The 23,465-nt window shown below is 56.5% G+C and carries 18 protein-coding genes; 10 read left to right on the top strand and 8 right to left on the bottom strand.

From position 1 onward, the window contains the following. Positions 1-56: 56 nt before the first annotated feature. Positions 57-1,490, top strand: coding sequence for a glycogen synthase GlgA (gene glgA / locus EBA31_RS24460; RefSeq protein ID WP_020837382.1), 1,434 nt, complete (start codon positions 57-59; stop codon positions 1,488-1,490). Positions 1,491-1,761: 271 nt separating this feature from the next. Further along, positions 1,762-4,209, top strand: coding sequence for a glycogen phosphorylase (glgP, locus tag EBA31_RS24455; protein ID WP_046372455.1), 2,448 nt, complete (start codon positions 1,762-1,764; stop codon positions 4,207-4,209). A gap of 44 nt (positions 4,210-4,253) precedes the next feature. On the opposite strand, the gene glpD is transcribed toward glgP, so the two are convergent. The 6 genes from glpD to ulaG all read right to left on the bottom strand — a co-directional run bounded on the left by glpD (position 4,254) and on the right by ulaG (position 10,178). Continuing rightward, complete coding sequence (glpD, locus tag EBA31_RS24450) at positions 4,254-5,762, bottom strand: glycerol-3-phosphate dehydrogenase (protein ID WP_046372456.1); 1,509 nt, start codon at positions 5,760-5,762, stop codon at positions 4,254-4,256. Between the two features lie 265 nt (positions 5,763-6,027). After that, positions 6,028-6,786, bottom strand: coding sequence for a DeoR/GlpR family transcriptional regulator (locus EBA31_RS24445; RefSeq protein WP_020837378.1), 759 nt, complete (start codon positions 6,784-6,786; stop codon positions 6,028-6,030). Between the two features lie 36 nt (positions 6,787-6,822). Then, positions 6,823-7,659 (bottom strand): rhomboid family intramembrane serine protease GlpG, encoded by an 837-nt coding sequence (glpG, locus tag EBA31_RS24440; protein ID WP_020837376.1) that lies wholly within the window; start codon positions 7,657-7,659, stop codon positions 6,823-6,825. A gap of 168 nt (positions 7,660-7,827) precedes the next feature. Continuing rightward, the gene (gene glpE / locus EBA31_RS24435) at positions 7,828-8,154 is read right to left on the bottom strand and encodes a thiosulfate sulfurtransferase GlpE (protein ID WP_020837374.1); all 327 of its coding nucleotides are present in this window, start codon (positions 8,152-8,154) and stop codon (positions 7,828-7,830) included. An 84-nt stretch (positions 8,155-8,238) separates the two neighbouring features. Then, complete coding sequence (gene ulaR / locus EBA31_RS24430) at positions 8,239-8,994, bottom strand: HTH-type transcriptional regulator UlaR (protein WP_046372459.1); 756 nt, start codon at positions 8,992-8,994, stop codon at positions 8,239-8,241. Between the two features lie 119 nt (positions 8,995-9,113). Beyond that, positions 9,114-10,178 (bottom strand): L-ascorbate 6-phosphate lactonase, encoded by a 1,065-nt coding sequence (ulaG, locus tag EBA31_RS24425; RefSeq protein WP_122080401.1) that lies wholly within the window; start codon positions 10,176-10,178, stop codon positions 9,114-9,116. 404 nt (positions 10,179-10,582) lie between these two features. Here ulaG and ulaA point away from each other — a divergent pair, with 404 nt between their 5' ends. Genes ulaA through EBA31_RS24395 form a run of 6 tightly spaced genes read left to right on the top strand, consistent with a single transcriptional unit; the run spans position 10,583 to position 15,010 of the window. Beyond that, complete coding sequence (ulaA, locus tag EBA31_RS24420) at positions 10,583-11,980, top strand: PTS ascorbate transporter subunit IIC (protein ID WP_046372461.1); 1,398 nt, start codon at positions 10,583-10,585, stop codon at positions 11,978-11,980. Positions 11,981-11,992: 12 nt separating this feature from the next. After that, positions 11,993-12,301 (top strand): PTS ascorbate transporter subunit IIB, encoded by a 309-nt coding sequence (gene ulaB / locus EBA31_RS24415; RefSeq protein WP_046372462.1) that lies wholly within the window; start codon positions 11,993-11,995, stop codon positions 12,299-12,301. A 10-nt stretch (positions 12,302-12,311) separates the two neighbouring features. Next, on the top strand, positions 12,312-12,785 hold the full coding sequence (gene ulaC, locus EBA31_RS24410; RefSeq protein WP_122080400.1) for a PTS ascorbate transporter subunit IIA: 474 nt from the start codon (positions 12,312-12,314) through the stop codon (positions 12,783-12,785). Between the two features lie 13 nt (positions 12,786-12,798). Next, positions 12,799-13,455: a 3-keto-L-gulonate-6-phosphate decarboxylase UlaD gene (locus EBA31_RS24405; protein ID WP_116691638.1), complete on the top strand. Its 657-nt coding sequence runs from the start codon at positions 12,799-12,801 to the stop codon at positions 13,453-13,455. A gap of 9 nt (positions 13,456-13,464) precedes the next feature. Continuing rightward, entirely contained in the window at positions 13,465-14,319 is an 855-nt protein-coding gene (locus EBA31_RS24400; RefSeq protein ID WP_046374948.1) for an L-ribulose-5-phosphate 3-epimerase, read from the top strand. 4 nt (positions 14,320-14,323) lie between these two features. Beyond that, positions 14,324-15,010 carry an L-ribulose-5-phosphate 4-epimerase gene (locus EBA31_RS24395; RefSeq protein WP_122080687.1) on the top strand — a complete coding sequence of 229 codons (687 nt, stop codon included), beginning with the start codon at positions 14,324-14,326 and terminating at the stop codon, positions 15,008-15,010. A 94-nt stretch (positions 15,011-15,104) separates the two neighbouring features. Here the strand turns inward: EBA31_RS24395 and EBA31_RS24390 are convergent, their stop codons facing one another. Next, on the bottom strand, positions 15,105-15,653 hold the full coding sequence (locus tag EBA31_RS24390) for a GNAT family N-acetyltransferase (RefSeq protein WP_020837372.1): 549 nt from the start codon (positions 15,651-15,653) through the stop codon (positions 15,105-15,107). A gap of 25 nt (positions 15,654-15,678) precedes the next feature. Beyond that, the gene (gene malT / locus EBA31_RS24385) at positions 15,679-18,393 is read right to left on the bottom strand and encodes an HTH-type transcriptional regulator MalT (RefSeq protein ID WP_122080399.1); all 2,715 of its coding nucleotides are present in this window, start codon (positions 18,391-18,393) and stop codon (positions 15,679-15,681) included. A gap of 542 nt (positions 18,394-18,935) precedes the next feature. On the opposite strand from malT, the gene malP reads away from it, so the two are divergent. Both malP and malQ read left to right on the top strand, forming a co-directional pair. Next, positions 18,936-21,341: a maltodextrin phosphorylase gene (malP, locus tag EBA31_RS24375; protein WP_122080398.1), complete on the top strand. Its 2,406-nt coding sequence runs from the start codon at positions 18,936-18,938 to the stop codon at positions 21,339-21,341. A gap of 9 nt (positions 21,342-21,350) precedes the next feature. Continuing rightward, on the top strand, positions 21,351-23,441 hold the full coding sequence (malQ, locus tag EBA31_RS24370; protein WP_122080397.1) for a 4-alpha-glucanotransferase: 2,091 nt from the start codon (positions 21,351-21,353) through the stop codon (positions 23,439-23,441). Positions 23,442-23,465: the final 24 nt, after the last annotated feature.

The following is a 23,465-nucleotide window of genomic DNA, read 5'->3' as shown; positions in this document are numbered from 1 at the left end:
ACAACAGCGGCAAGCCTGCTTTTCCAGAGTAATTTTGCCGATTCTCAGGAGTGATAATGCAGGTTTTACACGTATGTTCTGAAATGTTCCCCCTGTTGAAAACCGGCGGGCTCGCAGACGTGGTTGGCGCATTACCGGCGGCTCAGATCGCCGAGGGCGGCGATGTTCGGGTGTTATTGCCCGCTTTTCCTGACGTGCGCAACGGCATACCGGACTCGGTGCTGGTGGCAGAAATCGATTCTTTCGCCGGCCGGGTCGGCTTGCGTTACGGCACCTACCACGGCGTGGGCATTTACCTGATTGATGCGCCCTGGCTGTACGAGCGGCCGGGGAGCCCATATCACGACCAATCAATGAATGCCTATTCCGACAACCACCGGCGCTTTGCCCTGCTGGGCTGGATGGCCTGTGAGCTGGCCAAGGGGCTGGATCGGTACTGGCGCCCGCAGATAGTGCATGCCCATGACTGGCATGCGGGGTTGGCCTGTGCCTATCTGGCCGCCAATGGCCATCCGGCGCGATCCATCTTCACCGTGCATAACCTGGCCTATCAGGGGTTGTTCTCCGCCCATCACGTGGCAGAGCTGTGGTTACCGCCTTCGTTCTACAACGTCTATGGCCTGGAGTTTTACGGCCAGATGTCATTCCTGAAGGCGGGGTTGTACTACGCCGACCATATCACCGCCGTCAGCCCGACCTACGCGCGCGAAATCACCCGGCCGGAGTTTGGCTATGGCATGGAGGGGCTGCTGCAGGAACGCCAGCATCAGGGGCGCTTGAGCGGCATTCTTAACGGCGTAGATGACAAAATTTGGGACCCGTCCCACGATCCGCGGCTGACTGCCCGTTACGACGCTGACGATCTGAAGAACAAGGTCAAGAACAAGCTGCACCTGCAAAAAGCCATGGGCCTGAAGGTGGATGAGTCGTTGCCGGTGTTTGCGGTAGTGAGCCGCCTGACCAGTCAGAAAGGGCTGGATCTGGTGCTGGAAGCCCTGCCGGCACTGCTGGAGCAGGGCGGCCAACTTGCGCTGCTGGGGGCCGGCGATGCGGTACTGCAACAGGCGTTTCTCGCCGCTGCCGCCGACTATCCGGAGCAGGTTGGCGTACAGATTGGTTACCACGAAGCCTTCTCGCACCGCATTATCGGCGGGGCCGATGTGATCATGGTGCCGAGCCGCTTTGAACCCTGCGGGCTGACTCAACTCTATGGCTTGAAATACGGCACGCTGCCGCTGGTGCGCCGCACCGGGGGGCTGGCGGACACGGTGGTGGACTGCGCGTTGGAGAATCTGGCCGACGGCAGCGCCAGCGGATTTGTGTTTGATGATTGTGACGCCACCGCACTGGGCAACGCCATTCGGCGCGCCATGGTGCTGTGGAGCAGGCCGAAGCATTGGCGTCACGTCCAGCGCCACGCCATGAGCGTGGATTTTGGCTGGCAGGTCGCGGCAAAGGAATATTTGTCGCTTTATTCCCGTCATATTTGACGCTGCCTCTGTGTTGGCTGCACTCACTTACCCGAATCACTTACCAGTGTAAGCTCATCGGGATAAGTTTTTTTGCCGCCTTGATGCAGCGCCAATTATTTTGGGTATATCAACACCTATTGTAATGCTCTATGAATTTCACGTTGCAGCCAGGCGGCCAGCTTACTCATCCCAGGCGCTTACTTTAGTAAGTAACTGGGTGAGCAAGTGCAGGTAACAACGCTGCGGCTTGAAAGGCGACGGGCAGCCACAAACTTGGGATCGAAAAGCTATGACTTCACCGATTAGTTACACCTCACCCACGGTCAGTGTTGAAGCGCTGAAACACTCCATCGCCTATAAGTTAATGTTTATCGTCGGCAAGGATCCGGCTATCGCCAACCAGCATGACTGGCTGAATGCCGTGCTGTTTGCGGTGCGTGACCGTATGGTGGAGCGCTGGTTACGTTCTAACCGTGCGCAACTTTCGCAGGATGTGCGCCAGGTTTATTACCTGTCGATGGAGTTTCTGATTGGCCGGACGCTGTCCAACGCCTTGTTGTCGATGGGGATTTATCAGGATATCGACGACGCGTTGAATGAGATGGGGCTGAGCCTGGGCGAGCTGCTGGAGGAGGAGAACGATCCAGGGCTGGGCAATGGCGGGCTGGGGCGATTGGCCGCCTGCTTCCTGGATTCGCTGGCGACGCTGGCGCTGCCGGGTCGGGGTTACGGCATTCGTTACGAATACGGCATGTTCAAACAGAATATCGTAAACGGCCAACAGATGGAGTCACCGGACTATTGGCTGGAATACGGCAATCCGTGGGAGTTCCCGCGTCATAACACCCGCTATAAGGTGCGCTTTGGCGGACGGATCCAGCAGGAAGGCGCCAAGGCGCGCTGGGTGGAAACCGAAGAGGTAGTCGCCACCGCTTACGATCAGGTGATCCCCGGTTTTGATACCGACGCCACTAATACGCTGCGGCTGTGGAGCGCGCAGGCCAGTAATGAAATCAACCTGGGTAAATTCAATCAGGGCGATTACTTTGCGGCGGTTGAGGACAAAAACCATTCTGAAAACGTATCACGCGTGCTCTATCCCGATGACTCGACGTATTCAGGGCGTGAGCTTCGCCTGCGGCAGGAGTATTTCCTGGTGTCGGCCACGGTGCAGGATATCCTCAACCGCCATTGGACGATGCATAAAAGCTTCGACAACCTGGCAGACAAGATTGCCATTCACCTCAATGATACCCACCCGGTTTTATCTATCCCTGAGCTGATGCACCGGCTAATCGACGAACATAAGTTCAGCTGGCTGGATGCCTGGGCGGTGGTCGAGCAGGTGTTTTCTTACACCAACCACACGTTGATGAGTGAAGCGCTGGAAACCTGGCCGCTGGACATGATTGGTCGGATCCTGCCGCGTCACCTGCAGCTGATTTTCGAGATTAACGATCACTTCCTCAAACAGGTGCAGGAAGTGGCACCGGGCGACAATGAGCTGCTGGCGCGGGTGTCTATCATTGATGAAACCAATGGTCGCCGGGTGCGTATGGCGTGGCTGGCGGTCGTGGCGAGCCACAAGGTTAACGGCGTTTCAGCGCTGCACTCCGAACTGATGGTGCAATCGCTGTTTGCCGATTTCGCCCGTATTTTCCCTGATCGCTTCTGCAATAAAACCAACGGCGTCACCCCACGCCGCTGGCTGGGGCTGGCTAACCGACCGCTGTCTGACGTGCTGGACGACAGCATCGGTCAGACCTGGCGTACCGATCTCAGCCAACTGAGCGAGATCAAGGCCAATATCGATTACCCCAGCTTCCTGAAGGCGGTGCAAAGCGCCAAACGGCAGAACAAGGAGCGACTGGCGACCTACATCGCCAAAACGTTGAATGTGGTGGTCAACCCGGACGCGCTGTTCGACGTACAGATTAAGCGTATCCACGAGTACAAACGGCAGCTGCTTAACGTACTGCACGTGATCACGCTGTATAACCGCCTGCTGCAGGATCCGGAAACCGAACGGGTGCCGCGCGTGGTGATCTTTGCCGGCAAGGCGGCTTCGGCTTATTACGCCGCCAAACAAATCATCCGCTTGATCAACGACGTCGCCAAGGTGATCAACAACGATCCGCGAGTGCATACGCAGCTGAAAGTAGTGTTCATTCCAAACTACAGCGTCAGCCTGGCGCAAATGATCATTCCGGCGGCGGACCTGTCCGAACAGATCTCGCTGGCAGGCACCGAGGCGTCCGGCACCAGTAACATGAAATTTGCGCTGAATGGCGCGCTGACTATCGGCACGCTGGATGGGGCTAACGTTGAAATGCTGGAACACGTGGGGGCGGAGAACATCTTCATCTTCGGCAATACCGCCGAGCAGGTGGAGGAGCTACGCCGCAACGGTTACAACCCGCATCTGTACTATGAGCAGGATCCGGAGCTGCATCAGGCGCTGACCCAGATTGCCACCGGCGTTTACAGCCCTGAAGAACCCAAGCGCTACAGCAACCTGTTTGATTCACTGGTAAATCTGGGCGATCACTATCAACTGCTGGCAGATTACCGCAGCTATGTGGATACGCAGGACAAGGTGGATGAGGTGTATCGCAATCAGGACGACTGGACGCGTCGGGCGGTGCTGAATATCGCCAATATGGGCTACTTCTCTTCCGACCGCACCATCCAGGAGTATGCGGACGAAATCTGGCACATCAAACCCATCAAGCTGTAATGTAAAAAAGGGCCGGATATCCGGCCCTTTTAACGTTTAGCGGTTTACGATGCCAGAGACAGCGTTTTCGCTTTCGCGTGTTCTGCCAGCCAGGCCTTGACTCGTGCCTGCTGCGTTTCGTCCAGCCACATGCCCAACTTGGTGCGGCGCCAGATAGCGTCATCCAGCTCGACCACCCATTCTTTTTCGATCAGGTAGCGCAGCTCGGCTTCATGCAGGCCGTGACCGAAATCTTCGCCCAGATCGTTGAGGCTGTTGGCACCGGCCAGGATCAGCTCACTGTGGCTGCCGTAGGTGCGTGCAAAGCGACGCGCCAGTGATTCAGGCAGCCAGCTGTGCTCGCGGCGCAGTTTTGCGGCGTAGCTATCGCGATCGCCACCGATGTCGCCGCCTGGCAGCGAACCGTTTTTGGTCCACGCCGGGCCGCAGCCAGGGTAGTAGTGCGACAGTTTTTCCATCGCATGCTCAGCCAGCTTGCGATAGGTGGTCAGTTTACCGCCGAACACCGACAGCAGCGGCGCTTTGCCCTGTTCGTCATGCACGTCCAGCGTGTAGTCGCGGGTGACCGCCTGCGGCGAGTCCGATTCGTCGTCGCACAGTGGGCGCACGCCGGAGTAAGTCCAGACGATATCGTCACGGCCCAGCTGTTTCTTGAAGTGGTCGTTATACACTTTCAGCAGGTAGTTGATTTCGTTATCGTCAATCTTCACGTCTTTCGGATCGCCGTGGTATTCCACGTCGGTGGTGCCGATGATGGAGAACTCGTCATTCCATGGGATCACGAAGACGATACGGTGGTCTTCGTTTTGCAGAATATAGGACTGCGGCTGATCGTGTACGCGCGGCACCACGATGTGGCTGCCTTTGATCAGGCGGATACCGTAAGGTGATTTCAGCTTCAGGCCGTCGTCGAAGAAGTGTTTCACCCATGGGCCAGTGGCGTTCACCAGGCCTTTGGCGCGCCAGGTAAAGGTTTTGCCGCTGTCGACGTCGACCGCTTCTACCATCCACAGGCCATTCTCACGCCATGCGCGGGTGACCTTGGTACGGGTACGCACTTCGCCACCGCGTTTTTCCACTTCCTGGGCGTTCAACACCACCAGGCGAGCATCGTCGACCCAGCAGTCGGAATATTCGAAACCGCGCTTCAATTCAGGTTTCAGCACCGATTCTGGTCCAAAGCGCAAACCCTTGCTGCCTGGCAGGCTGGTGCGTTTGCCCAGGTGATCGTACAGGAACAGACCGATACGGATCATCCAGGCCGGACGCAGGTGCGGCTGGTGCGGCAGACGGAAACGCATAGGGAAGGCAATGTGCGGGGCCAATTTCAGCAGCACTTCACGCTCTGCCAGCGCTTCGCTGACCAAACGGAATTCGTAGTGTTCCAGGTAGCGCAGGCCACCGTGGATCAGTTTGGAACTGGCGGAAGACGTAGCACAGGCCAAGTCTTGCGCTTCCAGCAGCAGTACGGACAGGCCGCGCCCGGCAGCATCCGCCGCGATGCCGGCACCGTTGATGCCGCCACCGATAACGATCAAGTCTTTGGTTTCCACGTCAACTTCCTCCAGATGTTCGAAATAGCTCTTTCATGTTCGTTTTCGCTCATGATTGTAATCAAAAACCAACAAACAAGCCAAGACTTAACCAAACAAAAACATTTAGGCGTGATAGAGGTAACAGTTTGGTGATAGTAGGTATACAAAAAGAAGGGGTATTTCGGATGGCAATGACCGGGGCCAGCAGGCTGAACCCCGGAGAAAACGGCAGGAATAACGGAGGTAAAAGCGGTACCGCAGGGTTAAACGTGACGGAGAGGGCTTAGCACAGTTCGAGCTGTACGTCGTACTGCTCGATGATTTTCATCACGCTTGGCGGTGGCAGTTGGTCGGTAAACAGATAGTCGATCAGGTTCATGTTACCGAGGTTGACCATCGCGTTACGGCCGAATTTGGAGTGGTCGGTCACCAGCATCACGCAGCGTGAGTTTTCGATAATTGCGCGTTTGGTGCGCACTTCGTGATAATCGAATTCGAGCAGCGAGCCGTCCATATCGATGCCGCTGATACCGAGAATGCCGTAATCGAGACGGAACTGGGAGATAAAGTCCAGCGTGGCCTCGCCCATGATGCCGCCATCGCGGGTGCGCACTTCACCACCGGCCAGGATCAAACGGAAATCTTCTTTGGCGGTCAGCAGGGTGGCGACGTTCAGGTTATTGGTCACCACGCGCAGGTTCTTGTGGTTCATCAGTGCATGGGCGACCGCTTCCGGCGTGGTGCCGATGTCGATAAACAGCGTGGCACCGTCCGGGATTTGGCTGGCGACGCGTTGGGCAATACGCGCTTTCTGTTCCGACCACATCACTTTACGATCGTTATACGCGGCGTTCACCGAGCTGGAGGGCAGCGCGGCGCCACCGTGGTGACGTTGGATTTTGTTCTGATCGGCCAGGTCATTCAAATCACGGCGAATCGTTTGCGGGCTGACGTCAAAATGTTCGACCAGTTCTTCCGTGCTGACATACCCCTGCAGGCGCACCAGCTCGATAATTGCGTCATGACGCTGTGTTTGCTTCACGATAATCCCCTAAAACGCCCGGCTTGTACCTGGCTGTTATTGTTCGTTGTGCGCGCGATGACGCGTGTCCCAAAATGCCATCAATAACCCTAACACTAAACCGGCTACGTGTGCCGCGTTAGCGATCGACATTCCTAAAATATCGAAATATCCGGCCACCAGCCACAGAACCGAAAACACCATCAGGCCGCGTGGCAGCATCAGACCGCGTTCCGGTGCACGTTCGCCGCTAAGCCAACAGTAACCCATCAGCGCATAGACTACGCCGGACAGGCCACCGAACAAGGCACCGCTGAACAGCGACTGCGCCCAACCACTGAAAAAGGCCGAGACCACCGCCAGCACGAACAGCTTGCCGGCGCCGAGGCGTTTTTCCATCGGGCCGCCGAGATACCACCACCACATCAGGTTAAAGGTGATGTGCAGCAGCGAGAAATGCAGGAAAGCATGGCTGACCCAGCGCCACAGTTGCGTGTACTGCTCGCTGTTCTGCGGCCAGGACAGCCAGTACATTACCGCGTCGTCGCCCAGTATCTGCATCAGGATATAGACCACAATGCACAGCGCCATCACGCTCAGCGTCAGCGGGCCGGCCTTGCTGCGCAAGGTGTGCAGATAAGAATAGCCCTGGTAGTGCAGCTCGGCGTCGGTCTTGCCGGCCTGCCAACTGGCAGCCCGGTAGCGGCTGTTGAGTGGATCGATCAGAAACTGCTGCAGCTCATGTTGTACCTGCTCCAGATGGCTGTCGTCAGCCAGCCAGATCTCTGCCGCTTCGCCGCTGTTGTGCACCCGTAGCTCGATGCCCTGCGTCGCCATATAGTCGACAAAGGCCTGCGCCAGGCGGGGGTTGGATACGGCGATTACTCTAACCATGGCTTTTCCGTCTAAGTGAATGATTTTAGCCGCCGGTTTACCCCGATGGCGTTGACGGCCGATTATACCGTCGAAATCCTGAGCGCAGGCAGCAGATCTGCGAAAAACCCGCAAAAACACTCACTAAAAGCGCGAAAAAGGAACCCGCCGCAGACGGCGGGGGGAGGATTATGCGGAGGTTTCAACGTCCTGAGGATATTGGCGTGCCCAGGCCTCGAAGCCGCCGTCAATGCTGTACACCGCGTCAAACCCCTGATGCAGCAGGTATTGCGCCGCGCTGCGGCTGCTGTTGCCGTGGTAGCACATCACCATCACCGGACGATCAAAGTCGTTTTGCTGCATAAAGGTCTGCAGGCTGGCGTTGGTCAGGTGGAAGGCGCCTGGCGTGTGCCCGGCTTCAAAACTCTGGGGATCGCGGATGTCGACCAGCGCGGCGCTGTCGTCTTTCCAACGGCTGTGCGCCTGCTCAACGTTGATCGCTTCAAACTGTTCCATAACTGCCAACTGCCTCGTAATAAGAATATGCCGCCATTGTAGTCAATTTCGCGGCAATTAAGACCAGATGAAAATTGTGGTTTATTACACCAGTTGTACTTCAACACCTTGCAGGCGAAGCTGCTCAACGATAGCTGGAGATGCGTCACGGCCAGTGATCACCATGTCGATTTGCTCGGTGCGGCTGAACAGCATGCCTGCGCGCTGACCAATCTTGCTGCTATCGACCAGCACCACCAGTTTACCGACATAGTTCAGCATCTTCTGTTCGGCCATGGCGGTCAGCATATCGGTTTTGTACAAGCCGTCGGCGGTCAGGCCGATACCGCTGGTGAACATCCAGTGGCCGGCATACAGAGAAGCGTCGCCGTCCTGCGGTGCCAGGGTGATGGACTGAGTTTTATTGTACTGGCCACCCATGATCACTACGCTGTCGTGCTCTTGTTCGATCAAGTAGTTGGCCAACGGCAGGTAGTTGGTGATCACCTGCACGTCTTTACCGCACATCTCACGCCCCAGCAGGAAAGCGGTCGAGCCACAGTTAATCACTACGCTTTCGCCCGGCTGGCACAGTTGCGCTGCCGCTTTGGCAATACGCATTTTTTCGTCCAGATGCTGGGCCTGGTGGATATTGAGTGGCGTCCATGCTGCGCGAGGGGTACTGGTGGCTTCTGCGCCATTGCGAACCTTACGCAGTTTACCGATTTCATTCAGTTTGTTGATATCGCGGCGCGCGGTGGCGGGGGATATTTCAAATGCCGTAATCACGTCCGCTACGGAGATCTGCCCCTTATGCTGTAAGAGATCGAGAATGGCATTATGGCGTTGGGACTCAGTCATGCAGGCTCCATCAGGGAGTGGGGACACTTTTTTTGATTATATGCGCACCTTCTGACGATTTGAATCATTGCTGTTCAAAAGTGCGCATAGGTATGACATCAAAATGCCCCATAGCCTGGTTACAGGAAGGATTTGAAAGGCAAATCGGGTTCAAGGGTGAAACAGTCTTCAAAACCGCGTGGGTAGTGGTATTCCAGATTATCTTTATCCAGCGGCCAGGTAAATTTGCCGCCAACCTGCCAGATAAAAGGCTTGAATCCGTATTGGAGCCGATCCTTTTTCATTTCCCAAAGCATGCGGATTTCCTGTGGGTCCGCCTGGAAATTAGACCATATGTCGTGATGGAACGGGATCACCAGTTTGGCGTTCAATGATTCCGCCATGCGCAGAATGTCGGCGCTGGTCATTTTGTCGGTGACGCCACGTGGGTTCTCGCCGTAGGAACCCAGCGCCACGTCGATCTGATGATCATTACCGTGTTTGGCGTAGTAGTTGGAATAGTGCGAGTCACCGCTGTGGTACAAGTTGCCGCCCGGTGTTTTGAACAGATAATTCACCGCTCGCTCGTTCATGCCGTCCGGCAGCACGCCCGCGGCTTTTTGTTCCACCGGCAGCGTGATCAAGGCTGTGCGATCAAAAGCATCCAGCGCGTGGATTTCCACATCCTTGATTTTGATTACGTCCCCCGGTTTTACCGTGATGCAGCGTTCGCGTGGTACCCCCCAGCCGATCCAGATGTCCACGCAGCTTTGCGGCCCGATAAAAGGCACCGAAGCCGCGCAGTTCTGCATCACGGCGGCGGCGACGTTCACGTCGATGTGATCGTTGTGATCGTGGGTGGCCAGGACGGCATCAATGTCCTTGATCGCAAAAGGATCGAGCACAAAGGGGGTGGTGCGCAGGTTGGGTTGTAATTTTTTCACTCCGGCCATGCGTTGCATCTGGTGGCCGTTTTTCATCAATGGGTTGCTATGGCTTTGTTTGCCGGTACCGCACCAGAAATCAACGCACAGGTTTGCGCTTTCCTCCGACTTCAGCCAGATGCCGGTGCATCCCAGCCACCACATGGCGAAAGTGCCTGGCGCGACCTGCTCGCGTTCAATTTCTTCATTCAGCCAGGTTCCCCATTCAGGGAAGGTGTTCAGTATCCAGGATTCGCGCGTAATCGTTGCGACTTTGCTCATGGTTAACCCCTCATCATTTGCAGTTCAGTGTTTTAAATAATCACATTTAATCATTTAAAGATTTAATGTGATCGATTTTGACTGAATCTAGCACCGTTTTTTTATGCTGGCAATGCAGTAAAGCGTTTGGCTTGTCATCGGGTAATCTGCAGGTCATGGATTGAAAATGCGTAAAAGGTAATTTAATTCAATGGGTAATCAGCGGGGTGAATCTTAGGGCGTTGAATCAACATAGAATTGTTTTATATCTTGCGAGGTTGTTCACAAATAATCATTTATAATCTTTTTGTGATTCTTGGTGATTGGTATGGTGAGGCTGTTCCTGCGTGACTGCGACGCCTGGTTTGGTGCTGGTGGCGTCCGCCAATGCGCAACAAGCATGCAAACGCTACCAGGAGAGCCAGATGGACACCCTTTACACCATTTTCACCGTTTTTTTTAATCAGGTGATGACTAACGCCCCGCTGCTGCTGGGGTTAGTCACGCTGCTTGGCTATGTGCTGCTGCGTAAAAGCGCGGCAGTGATCATCAAAGGCACCATCAAGACAATTATCGGCTTTATGTTGCTGCAAGCCGGTTCCGGCATTTTGACCAGCACCTTCAAACCGGTGGTGGCGAAGCTGTCGGAGGTGTACGGCATCAACGGGGCCATTTCTGATACCTACGCCTCAATGATGGCCGCCATTGAGCGTATGGGGGACGCCTACAGCTGGGTCGGATATGCGGTGCTGCTGGCGCTGGCACTCAATACCCTCTATGTCCTGCTGCGGCGCATTACCGGTATCCGCACCATCATGCTCACCGGTCATATCATGTTTCAACAGGTTGGGTTGTTGGCCGTATTTTTCTACATCATGGGCTACGGGATGTGGACCACCGTATTGTGCAGCGCGCTGTTGGCCTCGCTGTATTGGGGGATAACCTCCAACATGATGTTCAAGCCGACGCAGGCAGTAACCGAAAACAGTGGCTTTTCTATTGGCCACCAGCAGCAGTTCGCCTCATGGGTGGCCTATAAAATCGCCCCTTATCTGGGCAAAAAAGAAGACAGCGTGGAAGCATTGAAACTGCCGGGCTGGTTGAATATTTTCCACGACAATATCGTCTCCACCGCCATCGTCATGACGCTGTTTTTCGGCATCATTCTCTGCTCATTTGGCCTGGACACGCTGCAGGTCATGGCCGGGAAAACGCACTGGACGATTTACATTCTGCAAACCGGGCTGATGTTTGCGGTGGCGATTTTCATCATTGTTCAGGGCGTGCGCATGTTTGTGGCCGAGCTGACGGAAGCCTTCAATGGCATTTCTCAACGGCTGATCCCCGGCGCGGTGCTGGCGATTGACTGCGCCGCCATTTATAGCTTCGCACCGAATGCCGTGGTCTGGGGCTTTATGTGGGGCACCATTGGCCAATTGATTGCGGTGGCGGTACTGCTGGCGCTCGGCTCCTCCATCATGATCATTCCCGGTTTTATTCCGATGTTTTTCTCTAACGCCACTATCGGCGTGTTTGCCAATCATTTCGGCGGCTGGCGTGCCGCCATGAAAATCTGCCTGGTGATGGGCATGATTGAGATCTTCGGCTGCGTCTGGGCCGTCAAGCTGACCGGCCTGAGCGCCTGGATGGGCATGGCGGACTGGTCGATTCTGGCACCGCCATTGATGCAGGGCCTGAGCCTGGGCCTGTGGTTTATGGGGGTGGTGATTGTGATTGCACTGCTTTACATGTTCTTCGCCGGGCGCGCCCTGCGCGCGGAAGAAGATGCGGAAAAACAGCTGGCTGAAACGGCCTCACAGTAACGGGAGAGCACCATGACAGTACGAATTTTGGCGGTATGCGGCTGCGGACAAGGCAGCTCGATGATCATGAAAATGAAAGTCGGTCAATTCCTTACCCAGCAGGGCGTTAATCATACGGTGAACAGCTGTGCGGTCGGGGAGTACAAATCCGAACTGGGCGGCGCTGACATCATTGTCGCGTCGACCCATGTGGCGGATGAGATTGTCGTCAGCGGCAACAAGTATGTGGTTGGCGTGCGCAATATGCTTTCTGCGACCGACTTTGGCCCCAAGTTGATGGAAGTGATTGGCGCGCATTTCCCCAAAGACCTGAGCCAGTGAGGGAACGGCCATGAAACTGAGTGATTCACTGGCACAGAACAAATCAGTCCTGCTGCAGGCGGAAGCCACCGATTGGCAGCAGGCGGTGAAATTGGGCGTCGATCTGTTGGTCGCCGCCGAGGTGGTGGAACCCCGCTATTTCAACGCCATCCTCGCCGGCGTTGAACGACACGGCCCCTATTTTGTATTGGCTCCGGGGCTGGCGATGCCGCACGGTCGTCCGGAAGAAGGGGTACTGAAAACCGGTTTTGCTTTGGTCACGTTGAAAACGCCAGTGTGCTTTGGCGATGAGGATAACGACCCGATCGATATCTTGATCACCCTGGCTGCGGTGGACAGCCGTACGCATCAGGAAGTTGGCATTCTGCAGGTGGTAAACCTGTTTGAAGACGAAGCCAATTTTGATCGCGTGCGTGCGTGCCGCACGGTGGTTGAGGTGCTGGATTTAATCAATCAAACATCCGCGGCAGCGGCTACGCATTAACCAGGAGAGCATGATGACCCGACATTTACCTATGCTGCAGGTGGCGCTGGATAACCAGTCAATGGACGATGCCTATCGTACGACACGGCTGATCGCCGACGAAGTCGACATCATCGAAGTGGGCACCATTTTGTGCGTGGCTGAAGGGGTGCGTGCCGTGCGCGACCTGAAAGCCTTGTACCCGGATCGCATCGTATTGGCGGACGCTAAAATTGCCGATGCGGGTCAGATCCTGGCGCGCATGTGCTTTGAGGCGCATGCGGACTGGATCACCGTGATTTGTTGCGCCGATATCAATACCACCAAAGGTGCGCTGGCGGTGGCGAAAGAGTTCGATGGCGACGTGCAGATCGAACTGACCGGTTTTTGGACCTGGGAACAAGCGTTGGCGTGGCGTCAGGCGGGCGTGCAGCAGGTGGTTTATCACCGCAGCCGCGATGCACAGGCTGCCGGTGTGGCCTGGAGCGATGAAGATATCGCCGCTATTCGGCGCCTTGCCGATATGGGCTTCAAGGTGACCGTCACCGGTGGGCTGGCGTTGAGCGATCTGCCGCTGTTCCAGGGCATTCCCATTCATGTGTTCATCGCCGGGCGCAGCATTCGCGATGCTGCGGATCCGGTGGCAGCGGCACGTGAGTTCAAGCGCGCTATTGCTCAACTGTGGGGGTAAATCATGGCTATGTTGCAAAAGGCCGTCCCGTTGGGCATCTACGAAAAGGCACTGCCGGCGGGAGAGGACTGGCTGACGCGTCTGCAACTGGCGGGTGAACTGGGATTTGATTTCGTAGAGATGTCGATAGATGAGAGCGACAGCCGTCAGGCACGGCTGGACTGGAGCAGCGAGCAGCGCCTGGCGCTGGTACAAGCCGTTGCGACCAGCGGCGTACGCGTGCCTTCACTGTGCCTGAGCGCCCACCGTCGGTTTCCTTTAGGCAGCGAGGATGATGGGGTGCGCAACCAGGGGCTGCTGATTATGCAAAAAGCCATCCGGCTGGCGCAGGATCTCGGTATCCGGGTGATTCAATTGGCGGGTTATGACGTTTACTACCAGCAGGCCAATGACAACACGCGCGAGAGGTTCCGCGACGGTTTGAAACAGGCGGTGGAGATGGCCAGCCGTGCCCAGGTGACGCTGGCGATGGAAATTATGGATTACCCGTTGATGAACTCGATCAGCAAGGCGCTGGGCTACGCCCATTACCTGAACAACCCGTGGTTTCAGCTGTATCCGGATATTGGCAACCTGTCGGCCTGGGACAACGACGTGCAGATGGAACTGGTGGCCGGTCGCGGACATATCGTGGCGGTACATGTAAAAGATACCCGTCCGGGCGAGTTTAAAAACGTAGCCTTTGGCGAAGGGGTGGTCGATTTTGAACGTTGTTTTCGTACCTTATTGCACAGTGGCTACCGCGGGCCCTATCTGATTGAGATGTGGAGCGAAACTGCGACCGACCCGTTACAGGAGGTGAGGGCGGCGAAAGCCTGGGTGACTGAACGTATGGCAAGGGCAGGGTTGGCTATAGGAGCTTAGTATGCTGGAACAACTGAAACAGCGGGTCTATGCCGCGAATATGACCCTGCCTGCGCATGGGCTGGTGACTTATACCTGGGGCAACGTCAGCGGCATTGATCGTGAACGGGGGTGGGTGGTCATCAAACCCAGCGGCGTGCCTTATGAAAGCATGCAGCCGGAGGATATGGTGGTGGTAAATATGCAGGGAGAGGTGGTGGAAGGGCATTTACGGCCTTCCTCCGATACGCCCACGCATTTGGCATTGTATCGGGAATATGCACAAATTGGCGGTATCGCGCATACCCACTCTACTCATGCCACCGCCTGGGCACAGGCCGGTAAATCCATACCGGCGCTTGGCACTACCCATGCCGATTATTTTGCCGGGGATATTGCCTGCACTCGTGCCCTGACGGCGGAAGAAGTTGCCGGCGAATACGAGTTGAACACCGGGCAGGTGATAATCGAAACGCTGGGTTGCCATCAGCCGTTGTACACGCCGGGTATTAACGTGTTTCAGCACGGGCCTTTCAGTTGGGGAAGTACGCCGGATGAGGCGGTACATAATGCGGTGGTGCTGGAAGAGGTGGCGAAGATGGCCTGGATCAGCTGCGGCATCAACCCTCAGCTGCGGCGTATTGATGGCCATCTGATGGAAAAGCACTTTAATCGTAAACACGGCGCTGCTGCTTATTACGGGCAGGGGTAAACCAGAAGGAGTTATCCCCGTTGGCGATTACCCTGGGTTGTTATGGCGGGTTCAATCAACGATCTCAGGAAAAGGGCGCCCTTTTCCTGACTCATTAAACTCCCGTTTCGACCGTCATCTTTTCGTAGCGATCGTTGAGGAGCTCTATCTCCGCCGTCACCTTGAACCCTAGCTTGCGATAGAGTGCTTTCAGATGAGGTTTTTTCGTGTCTGCCAGAAGGCCGACTTTATTGAGCCCTTGTCGCCCGGCTTCCTCAACAACACGGCTTATCAGAGATTTTGCTATCCCTCGTCCTCTGCACTCCGGCAGGACGGCCAGGGAATCTATATATATTTCATCGGGGTCTGATTCATTTTCCATTTCAGCTCGATGTTCTGTTATGGCTGTGAACCCTGACTCATCTTCTCCTTTGAAATACAGGATACAGCCAAGTATTTTTTCCTGGTCCCGAGCCACGAAGACGTTTTTATAGCCAAAATAGACATCATGGCGGCCGAAGTTCACTTCGTACTGAAACAGGGCTTCGTTGATATCGTCTTTGCCAGACAGGGCCAGTACCGCATCTTTATCCGCCAGTGCGATAAGCCTTACCACCTCTCCCGCATCAGTTTTTTTAGCGTTGCCAATAATGACATCTTCCATAATCGATGAGTCCTTTCTGTATTCGTCAGGCGCCGTACCCCATCATCTTCAGCAGTTGCTGCGCCTGCTGTACCGCTTCCTGGCGATGGGCTACGCCCAACTTCTGGTACAGGTTACGGATATGGGTTTTGATGGTGGTAGCCGCCACGTCCAGTTCGCCGGCAATTTGATCGTTGCTGTAGCCGGAATAAATCAGCCCCAGAACCTGCCATTCGCGCTGCGTCAGCGGGCTGGTGCGGATCAGTTCCGGTACCTGTGGATGAGTTAGCAGCTTATCGACGAAGTTCTCGTCAAAATGCGCGAACTTATGCCGGTGATGTTGATTGATGTCGCGCAGAATACGTTGGGCGCGATGATTTTCCAACTCCGGCAGCGTATTAAGCTGAATCAATTGGCGCAGTTGCTGCGCCATCGCTTCGCCTTCAATGACGAAATGGCTGATAAATCCGGTACGGCTGGCCAGTGAAAGCGCCTCCATCAGGACCTTCTGCGCGTCGCTTTTACGCTCCATCTGCCAGTAAAGCTGGTTGCTGAGCAACAGGTTACGGTTCAGATCGCTGACCAGGCGCAGGCGGCGGGCATTGTCGTTGAGCTCATCGAGCACCACTTCGGCCTCTTCATACTGGCCCAGCATGATCTGTACCCGGGCAATGTTGCGCCACTGGCCTTGCATAAAGTGGTTGTCCGCCATGCCGGGTTTTTCGGTCTGGCGCAGCCATTGGGCCGCGGCTGCGGTGTCGCCGGTCATCTGCCAGTGGATCACCCGCGGTTTGTCGGCATTGGTCAGCCAGTCGCGGTGGTATTGAGAGCCGTGCAGCAGGACTTCACAACGTTGCATGTGCGCATTGGCGTTATCCAGATCGCCACGCGCCAGCGAGCACTTGGCCAACATGGCCATGCACTGCAGCTGCTGTTGAGGCTGATAGTTGGCCAGGATTTTCAGGCCTTCGCGGGCGGCGTCTTCCGCTTCGTCCAGCCGCGACCAGGACCACAGGATTTGTGAACGGATACGCAGCAGGAACTCATGCATCGGCAGCTGTTCCAGATGCTGTTCGCGCACCAGCTCAAAAGCTTTGTCCTGCGTTTCGTAGGCGGCCTGCAGGAACCCCTGTGCAATCAGAATTTCGCTCTGCTGCAGCAGCGCCCAAAGCGCGTAGTGGTAAGCCTGATGGCGTCGGGCCATCTGCTCGGTCTGCTGCATCATCGGCAGTGCGCGAGCCAGTTCGCCCTTGCAGTGATGGACTTCGCCGGTGACCGAGGTGGCGACGATGCGGCTGTAATAGCTGGAAAGCGGCAGGAATTTCAGCGCTTCGGTGGCCAGGCGTTCGGCCTCTTCCGGCTTGCCGGCGTTGATCGCCACCTGGGCGCGCAGGGCATCAAATTCGGCGTGCAGGGTGCGATCGACGTCAATTTTATGCTCGCGCATTGCCTGTTCGGCGCGCTCCAGCAGGGTATTCACTTCGATATAGCGGTGCTGGCTTTGTGCCAGCCAGGCCTGCAGCAGTGCAAGCTTGGGGTTTTGGATCAGCTTTTCGTAGGGAAGCGCGTTCAGACACTCTTCCAGCAGGGCCAGTTCACTGTGGTGGAACAGCGACCAGGCATGCTGCAACAGGATATCGCGCAGCATGCTGACATCGCTGGCCGCCAGCGCGTGGTGGATTGCCTCCGCCGGATACCCCAGCGCCAGCCAACCTTCGGCGGCGGCCCGGTGCAGGCCCGGCAGTTCCAGCGCCAATTCCCATTGGCAACGCTGACGCAGGAAGGTGGCGAATAACGGGTGGAAACAGAACCACTCGCCGCTGTCGTCCATGCGGTGGATAAATAAGCCCTGACGCTCCAGCTCTTCCAGCCGTTGCTGGCCGTTGTCTTCGCCGGTCAGGCGGACGATCAGCGCATCGTTCATGGAACGCAGCACCGAACAACGCAGCAGGAAGGCGCGCGCCTCGGCATCGACGTGATCCAGCACTTCGTCCACCAGATAATCCGACAGGTGGCTGGCATTAAGCCCCGCCAGGCGTTTGGCCGACTGCTGGGCGGAAGAAGTGGATTGACGGGCGGATAACGCAATGAGCTGCAGCGCGGTAGCCCAACCTTCGACCTCATCGCACAGCCGGCTGCTGTCATGCTGTTCCATGGGGGCCGTCAGGCGGCAGTCAAAGAACTGTTTGGCTTCGTGATGGGTAAACGCCAGCTGTTGCGTGCCCATTTCCAAAAGTTGGTCACGCACGCGCAGATTGGCAATGCCCAACGGCGGCAAGGTGCGGGACAGCAGGATCAGCGTCAGATTTTCCGGCTGGTGGCGCAGGAAAAAGCGCATGGCTTCATGAATCACGTCATTGGTGATCAGGTGGTAGTCGTCAATCACCAGATACAGTGGCTGATGCCAGTCGGAAAGCTCGATAAACAGCTGGGCGAACAGTGCCGACAGGCTGGCGTACTGATGCTTTTGACTCAGTGCTTCGCTTTTGACGCAGTGGCCGCCGCTGGCGTGTTGCAAGGCGGCGATCAGGTAGCTGGCGAAGCGCTCGGGTTGGTTGTCACTTTCATCCAGCGAGTACCAGCCCAGATCTGATTTACCGGCCGCCCACTGTGCGACCAGCGTCGTTTTCCCGTATCCCGCAGGGCAATTGACCAATGTCAGGCGATAGTTGGCCGTGCTGGCTAATTTGGCCAGCAGGCGATCGCGGATCACGGTATTTTGCAGCCGTACCGGACGGCTCAGTTTCGATGGGATCAGCATAGTATTCCAGAGTGAAAATCGCGGTTTCCGTAGCCGTTGGCCTGCCCGTTGGCGTTCATCGCAGCGCGACGCCTGCCGGGATCGGAGTAGGGTTAATTATTTTATGGCTCGTAATTAATCCCCCTCCTAACTTCTGACAACGTTAAACGTATTGCAACAAGGTTCCGCATTGGCTTGGAGTTATATTGCTATTGATCACACTTTTTTACGTTTACAGCTAAAGCCCTGTGGAACCGTGGTGTTTTAGCGCGCTTGAGTGACGCAGGTACAAGAAAGCATTTATGGGCGCGCAGGCGACTGTAGCCTCTGCGATAACTGTGCTAACGTCATTGAACAAGTTTTCGCCTGGTTCTCAGTGCTCGCCGCGTCCGTCGGTGGGCTTTTTTGCATGATGCAAGGGAGTCAAAAAGTGCCTGAGATCACAATTTTAGCTACGCCCCAATCCTCCTCCCCAGCTAATCCCCAGGCGGGATGATGCCTTCACTCTTTCTCCCCGGCACGATAACGCTAATTTGACCCACTTACTGGATAGAGAGTTCTTTATGTCCCAGCCTACGCTTAAAAAGGATGCTTTCCTGGCGGCACTGACCCGTCAGTGGCAAAAGTTTGGCCTCAGTTCTGCACAACAAATGACTCAGCACCAATGGTGGGAGGCAGTAAGCGCGGCGTTGGCCGAGCAGTTGGCTGCGCAGCCTGCACCGCGCAAAAGCAGTAAGCCGCTGCGCCACGTGAACTACATTTCGATGGAGTTTCTGATTGGTCGCCTGACGGCCAACAACCTGATTAACCTGGGCTGGTATGACACCGTCGAGCAGGCATTGGCGGAGCAGGACATCAAGCTGGCGGATCTGCTGGAGCAGGAAACCGATCCGGCGTTGGGCAATGGTGGGCTGGGGCGTTTGGCGGCCTGTTTCCTGGATTCGATGGCAACGGTGGAACAACCGGCCACCGGCTACGGGTTGAATTACCAATACGGGCTGTTCCGCCAGTCGTTTAGCGACGGCCAGCAGCAGGAAGCGCCGGATAACTGGCAGCGCGAAAGCTATCCGTGGTTCCGCCACAACGCCGCGCTGTCGGTGGATGTGGGCATCGGCGGGAAACTGGAGAAATTGGCCGATGGCCGTGAACTGTGGCGTCCGGCATTTACCCTGCGCGGCGAGGCCTGGGATCTGCCGGTATTGGGCTTCCGCAATGGCGTGACTCAACCGCTGCGCCTGTGGCAGGCGACGCATCAGCATCCGTTTAATCTGAGTGATTTCAACGACGGTAAATTCCTGCAGGCGGAGAAGCTGGGCGTTGAAGCGGCCAAGCTGACCAAGGTGCTGTATCCGAATGACAACCACCAGGCAGGCAAGCGCCTGCGCCTGATGCAACAATACTTCCAGTGCGCCTGTTCGGTGGCGGATATCCTGCGTAAGCACCATCTGGCAGGCCGCAAAATTGAAGATCTGCCGAAGTACGAAGTGATCCAGCTTAATGACACTCACCCGACCATCGCCATTCCGGAAATGCTGCGCATTCTGTTGGATGAGCATCAGTTGGAGTGGGATGCCGCCTGGGCCATCACCAGCAAGACCTTCGCCTACACCAACCATACCCTGATGCCGGAGGCGTTGGAGTGCTGGGATGAGAAACTGGTACGCAGCCTGCTGCCGCGCCACTTCTCCATCATCAAGCAGATCAACGCCAACTTCAAAAAGCTGGTGGACAAGCACTGGCCGGGTGACGACGCGGTGTGGGCCAAGTTGGCAGTACACCATAACAAGCAGGTCCGCATGGCTAACCTGTGCGTGGTCAGCGGCTTTGCGGTCAACGGTGTGGCGCAATTGCACTCCGATCTGGTGGTGAAAGATCTGTTCCCGGAATATCACCAACTGTGGCCGAACAAATTCCACAACGTCACCAACGGTATCACGCCGCGCCGCTGGCTGAAGCAATGTAACCCGGCGTTGTCTGGGCTGATTGACGAAACGCTGAAGGTAGAGTGGGCTAACGATCTTGACGCGCTGAAGGGGTTGGAGAAGTACGCCGATGACGCGGCGTTCCGTCAGCGTTATCAGCAAATCAAGCGCGATAATAAAGTCGTATTGGCCAATTACGTGCACGACGTCATGGGGTTGAAACTGAACCCGGACGCGATTTTCGACGTGCAGATCAAGCGCCTGCACGAATACAAACGCCAGCACCTTAACCTGCTGCATATCCTGTCGCTGTATCGTCAACTGCGCGATAACCCGCAGCTGGATATCGTGCCGCGCGTGTTCCTGTTCGGCGCCAAAGCGGCTCCGGGCTATTACCTGGCGAAAAACATCATTTATGCGATCAACCAGGCGGCTGCGAAGATCAACAACGATCCGCTGGTGAAGGATCGCCTGAAAGTGGCGTTTATTCCTGACTACCGCGTTTCTGTCGCTGAGCTGATGATCCCGGCCGCGGATATCTCCGAGCAGATCTCCACAGCCGGTAAAGAAGCTTCAGGGACCGGCAATATGAAGCTGGCGTTAAACGGCGCACTGACCGTCGGCACGCTGGATGGCGCTAACGTGGAAATCGCCGAGCAGGTGGGCGAAGACAACATCTTTATCTTCGGCAATACCGTGGATCAGGTGAAGGCGCTGCTGGCGAAAGGCTACGATCCGCTCAGCTACCGCAAGAAAGACAAACATCTGAAAGCGATTCTGGACGAATTGGCGAGCGGCGCATTCAGCAACGGTGACAAGCATGCTTTCGACATGATGCTGCACAGCCTGCTGGAAGGCGGCGACCCCTATTTGGTGCTGGCGGACTTTGCTTCTTACTGTAAAGCTCAACAGCAGGTAGACGAACTCTATCGTGACCGTGATGAATGGACGCGTCGTACTATTCTTAACACCGCACGCGTTGGGATGTTCAGCTCGGATCGCTCGATCCGCGACTACCAGCAGCGTATCTGGCAAGCCAAGCGTTAAGGAGAGCGAATGGATCGCAAGGTCATCGATCAGGCGGCAGCTCAGGCGGGTATCGCTGCCGATTATATTAACGCCCATGGTCAACAGCAGGCGATCGCTGAAGACACCAAGCGCAGGCTGCTGGACGCCATGGGCCGAAGCGCATCACCGCAGGAGGCTGCGGTGACGCCGCTGCCAGCGGTGAAGGTGTTTTATCAGGGCGCGCCGGTGGCTTTGCCGCTGGCGGGCAGCGGAGAGTATCAGTGGACGCTGCTGCGCGAAGACGGCGGCCGGCAGCAAGGCCGCGCCAGCGCACGCAAAACGTTCACCCTGCCGGCTGAATTGCCAACGGGCTATCATCAACTGACGCTGACACAGGGTGAACAGCAGTGGCAGTGCCGGTTGATTGTGGCGCCGAAACGCTGCTTCGAACCGGATGCCTTGTTGACCGGCAAGAAGCTGTGGGGCGCTTGCGTCCAGCTTTACACTCTTCGCTCCGATCGCAACTGGGGCATCGGTGACTTTGGCGACTTGCGCCAGATGGTGGAGCAGGTCGGTGAACGGGGCGGCGCTTTTGTCGGGCTGAATCCGATTCACTCGCTGTACCCGGCTAACCCGGAAAGCGCCAGCCCGTATAGCCCGTCGTCGCGACGCTGGTTGAACGTCATCTATATTGACGTGAACGCGGTGGAAGATTTCCAGCGCAATGAAGCCGCCCAGCAATGGTGGCTGAAACCGGCAACGCAAAAAAAGTTGGCCGAGGCCCGTGCCAGCGATCGGGTGGATTACGGCAAGGTGACGCAGCTTAAGCTGGCGGCGTTGCAACTGGCATTCCCGCTGTTCCAGGCGCGTAAAGCCGCTGACTCTCAACGTCAGGCATTCGAGCAGTTTGTTATCGACGGCGGCGAAAGTTTGTATCAGCAGGCGGCATTCGACGCGCTGCATGCTCATCTTGCGGCTGCGGATGACAGCCTGTGGGGCTGGCCGGCCTGGCCGGAAGAATATCAGCAGGGTGATAGCGCTGCGGTAAAGCAATTTTGTCAGCAGCAGCAAGAACAGGTGCAATTTTACCTGTGGCTGCAGTGGTTGGCTGCCAGTCAGTTCGCCGATTGTTTCCGCCAAAGTCAGCAACAGCAGATGCCGATTGGCCTGTATCGCGATCTGGCGGTCGGCGTGGCGGAAGGGGGCGCGGAAACCTGGTGCGAACGCGAGCTGTATTGCCTGAAGGCCTCGGTTGGCGCACCGCCGGACATTCTCGGGCCGCTGGGGCAAAACTGGGGGCTGCCGCCGATGGATCCGCATGTGATGGCGGCGCGCGGCTATCAGCCGTTTATCGATCTGCTGCGCGCCAATATGACCAGCTGTGGTGCGCTGCGTATTGATCATGTGATGGCGTTACTGCGTTTATGGTGGATCCCTTACGGTGAAACCGCCGTTCACGGCGCCTACGTGAAATACCCGGTCGATGACCTGCTGGCGGTGCTGGCGCTGGAAAGTCAACGTCACCGCTGCATGGTGATTGGCGAGGACCTCGGTACCGTTCCGGTGGAAATCGTCGGCAAGTTGCGCGACAGCGGCGTTTATTCCTACAAGGTGCTGTACTTCGAACGCGACGGCGAGAACCACTTCCGCGCCCCGCAGGCCTATCCGGTTCAGGCGATGGCGACCATCACCACGCACGACCTGCCGACGCTGCGCGGCTATTGGCAAAGTGGCGATCTGAAGCTCGGCAACAAGCTGGGGTTGTATCCGGATGCGGAGATCCTGAAAGAGCTGTTCGCCGATCGCGAACGTGCCAAGCAGGGGCTACTGGATGGCTTACATCACTATGGCTGTGTGCCGCAGAAAGTGGGCAAAAAGGCGGCGTTGTTGAATATGAGCCCGCTGCTTAATCGTGGTTTGCAGCGCTATGTCGCCGACAGCGCCAGCGCCTTGCTGGGTCTGCAGCCGGAAGACTGGTTGGATATGGCGGATCCGGTCAATATTCCCGGCACCAGCGATCAGTACCCAAACTGGCGGCGAAAACTGACCAAAACGCTGGAGGAGATGTTTGCCGATCAGCAGGTCAATCGCCTGCTGAAGGATTTGGACAAGCGGCGGCGCAAGGTCTCGGTGGGGTAACAGAGAGCCATTGTGGTATTAAAG

The sequence above is a fragment of the Serratia sp. P2ACOL2 genome (assembly GCF_003691565.1).
Classification (GTDB): Bacteria; Pseudomonadota; Gammaproteobacteria; order Enterobacterales; family Enterobacteriaceae; genus Serratia; species Serratia liquefaciens.
The sequence above is the reverse complement of the archived record's forward strand: the minus strand, read 5'-3'. Positions and strand labels throughout refer to the sequence as shown.

Coding starts and splice junctions, on each gene's coding strand:
- EBA31_RS24390 (WP_020837372.1), bottom strand. CDS start 15,653: ATGGAAGATGTCATTATTGGCAACGCTAAAAAAACTGATGCGGGAGAG.
- glpG (WP_020837376.1), bottom strand. CDS start 7,659: ATGGTTAGAGTAATCGCCGTATCCAACCCCCGCCTGGCGCAGGCCTTT.
- malT (WP_122080399.1), bottom strand. CDS start 18,393: ATGCTGATCCCATCGAAACTGAGCCGTCCGGTACGGCTGCAAAATACC.
- malQ (WP_122080397.1), top strand. CDS start 21,351: ATGGATCGCAAGGTCATCGATCAGGCGGCAGCTCAGGCGGGTATCGCT.
- glgP (WP_046372455.1), top strand. CDS start 1,762: ATGACTTCACCGATTAGTTACACCTCACCCACGGTCAGTGTTGAAGCG.
- ulaR (WP_046372459.1), bottom strand. CDS start 8,994: ATGACTGAGTCCCAACGCCATAATGCCATTCTCGATCTCTTACAGCAT.
- glpE (WP_020837374.1), bottom strand. CDS start 8,154: ATGGAACAGTTTGAAGCGATCAACGTTGAGCAGGCGCACAGCCGTTGG.
- ulaG (WP_122080401.1), bottom strand. CDS start 10,178: ATGAGCAAAGTCGCAACGATTACGCGCGAATCCTGGATACTGAACACC.
- glgA (WP_020837382.1), top strand. CDS start 57: ATGCAGGTTTTACACGTATGTTCTGAAATGTTCCCCCTGTTGAAAACC.
- malP (WP_122080398.1), top strand. CDS start 18,936: ATGTCCCAGCCTACGCTTAAAAAGGATGCTTTCCTGGCGGCACTGACC.
- ulaC (WP_122080400.1), top strand. CDS start 12,312: ATGAAACTGAGTGATTCACTGGCACAGAACAAATCAGTCCTGCTGCAG.
- EBA31_RS24405 (WP_116691638.1), top strand. CDS start 12,799: ATGACCCGACATTTACCTATGCTGCAGGTGGCGCTGGATAACCAGTCA.
- EBA31_RS24400 (WP_046374948.1), top strand. CDS start 13,465: ATGTTGCAAAAGGCCGTCCCGTTGGGCATCTACGAAAAGGCACTGCCG.
- ulaB (WP_046372462.1), top strand. CDS start 11,993: ATGACAGTACGAATTTTGGCGGTATGCGGCTGCGGACAAGGCAGCTCG.
- ulaA (WP_046372461.1), top strand. CDS start 10,583: ATGGACACCCTTTACACCATTTTCACCGTTTTTTTTAATCAGGTGATG.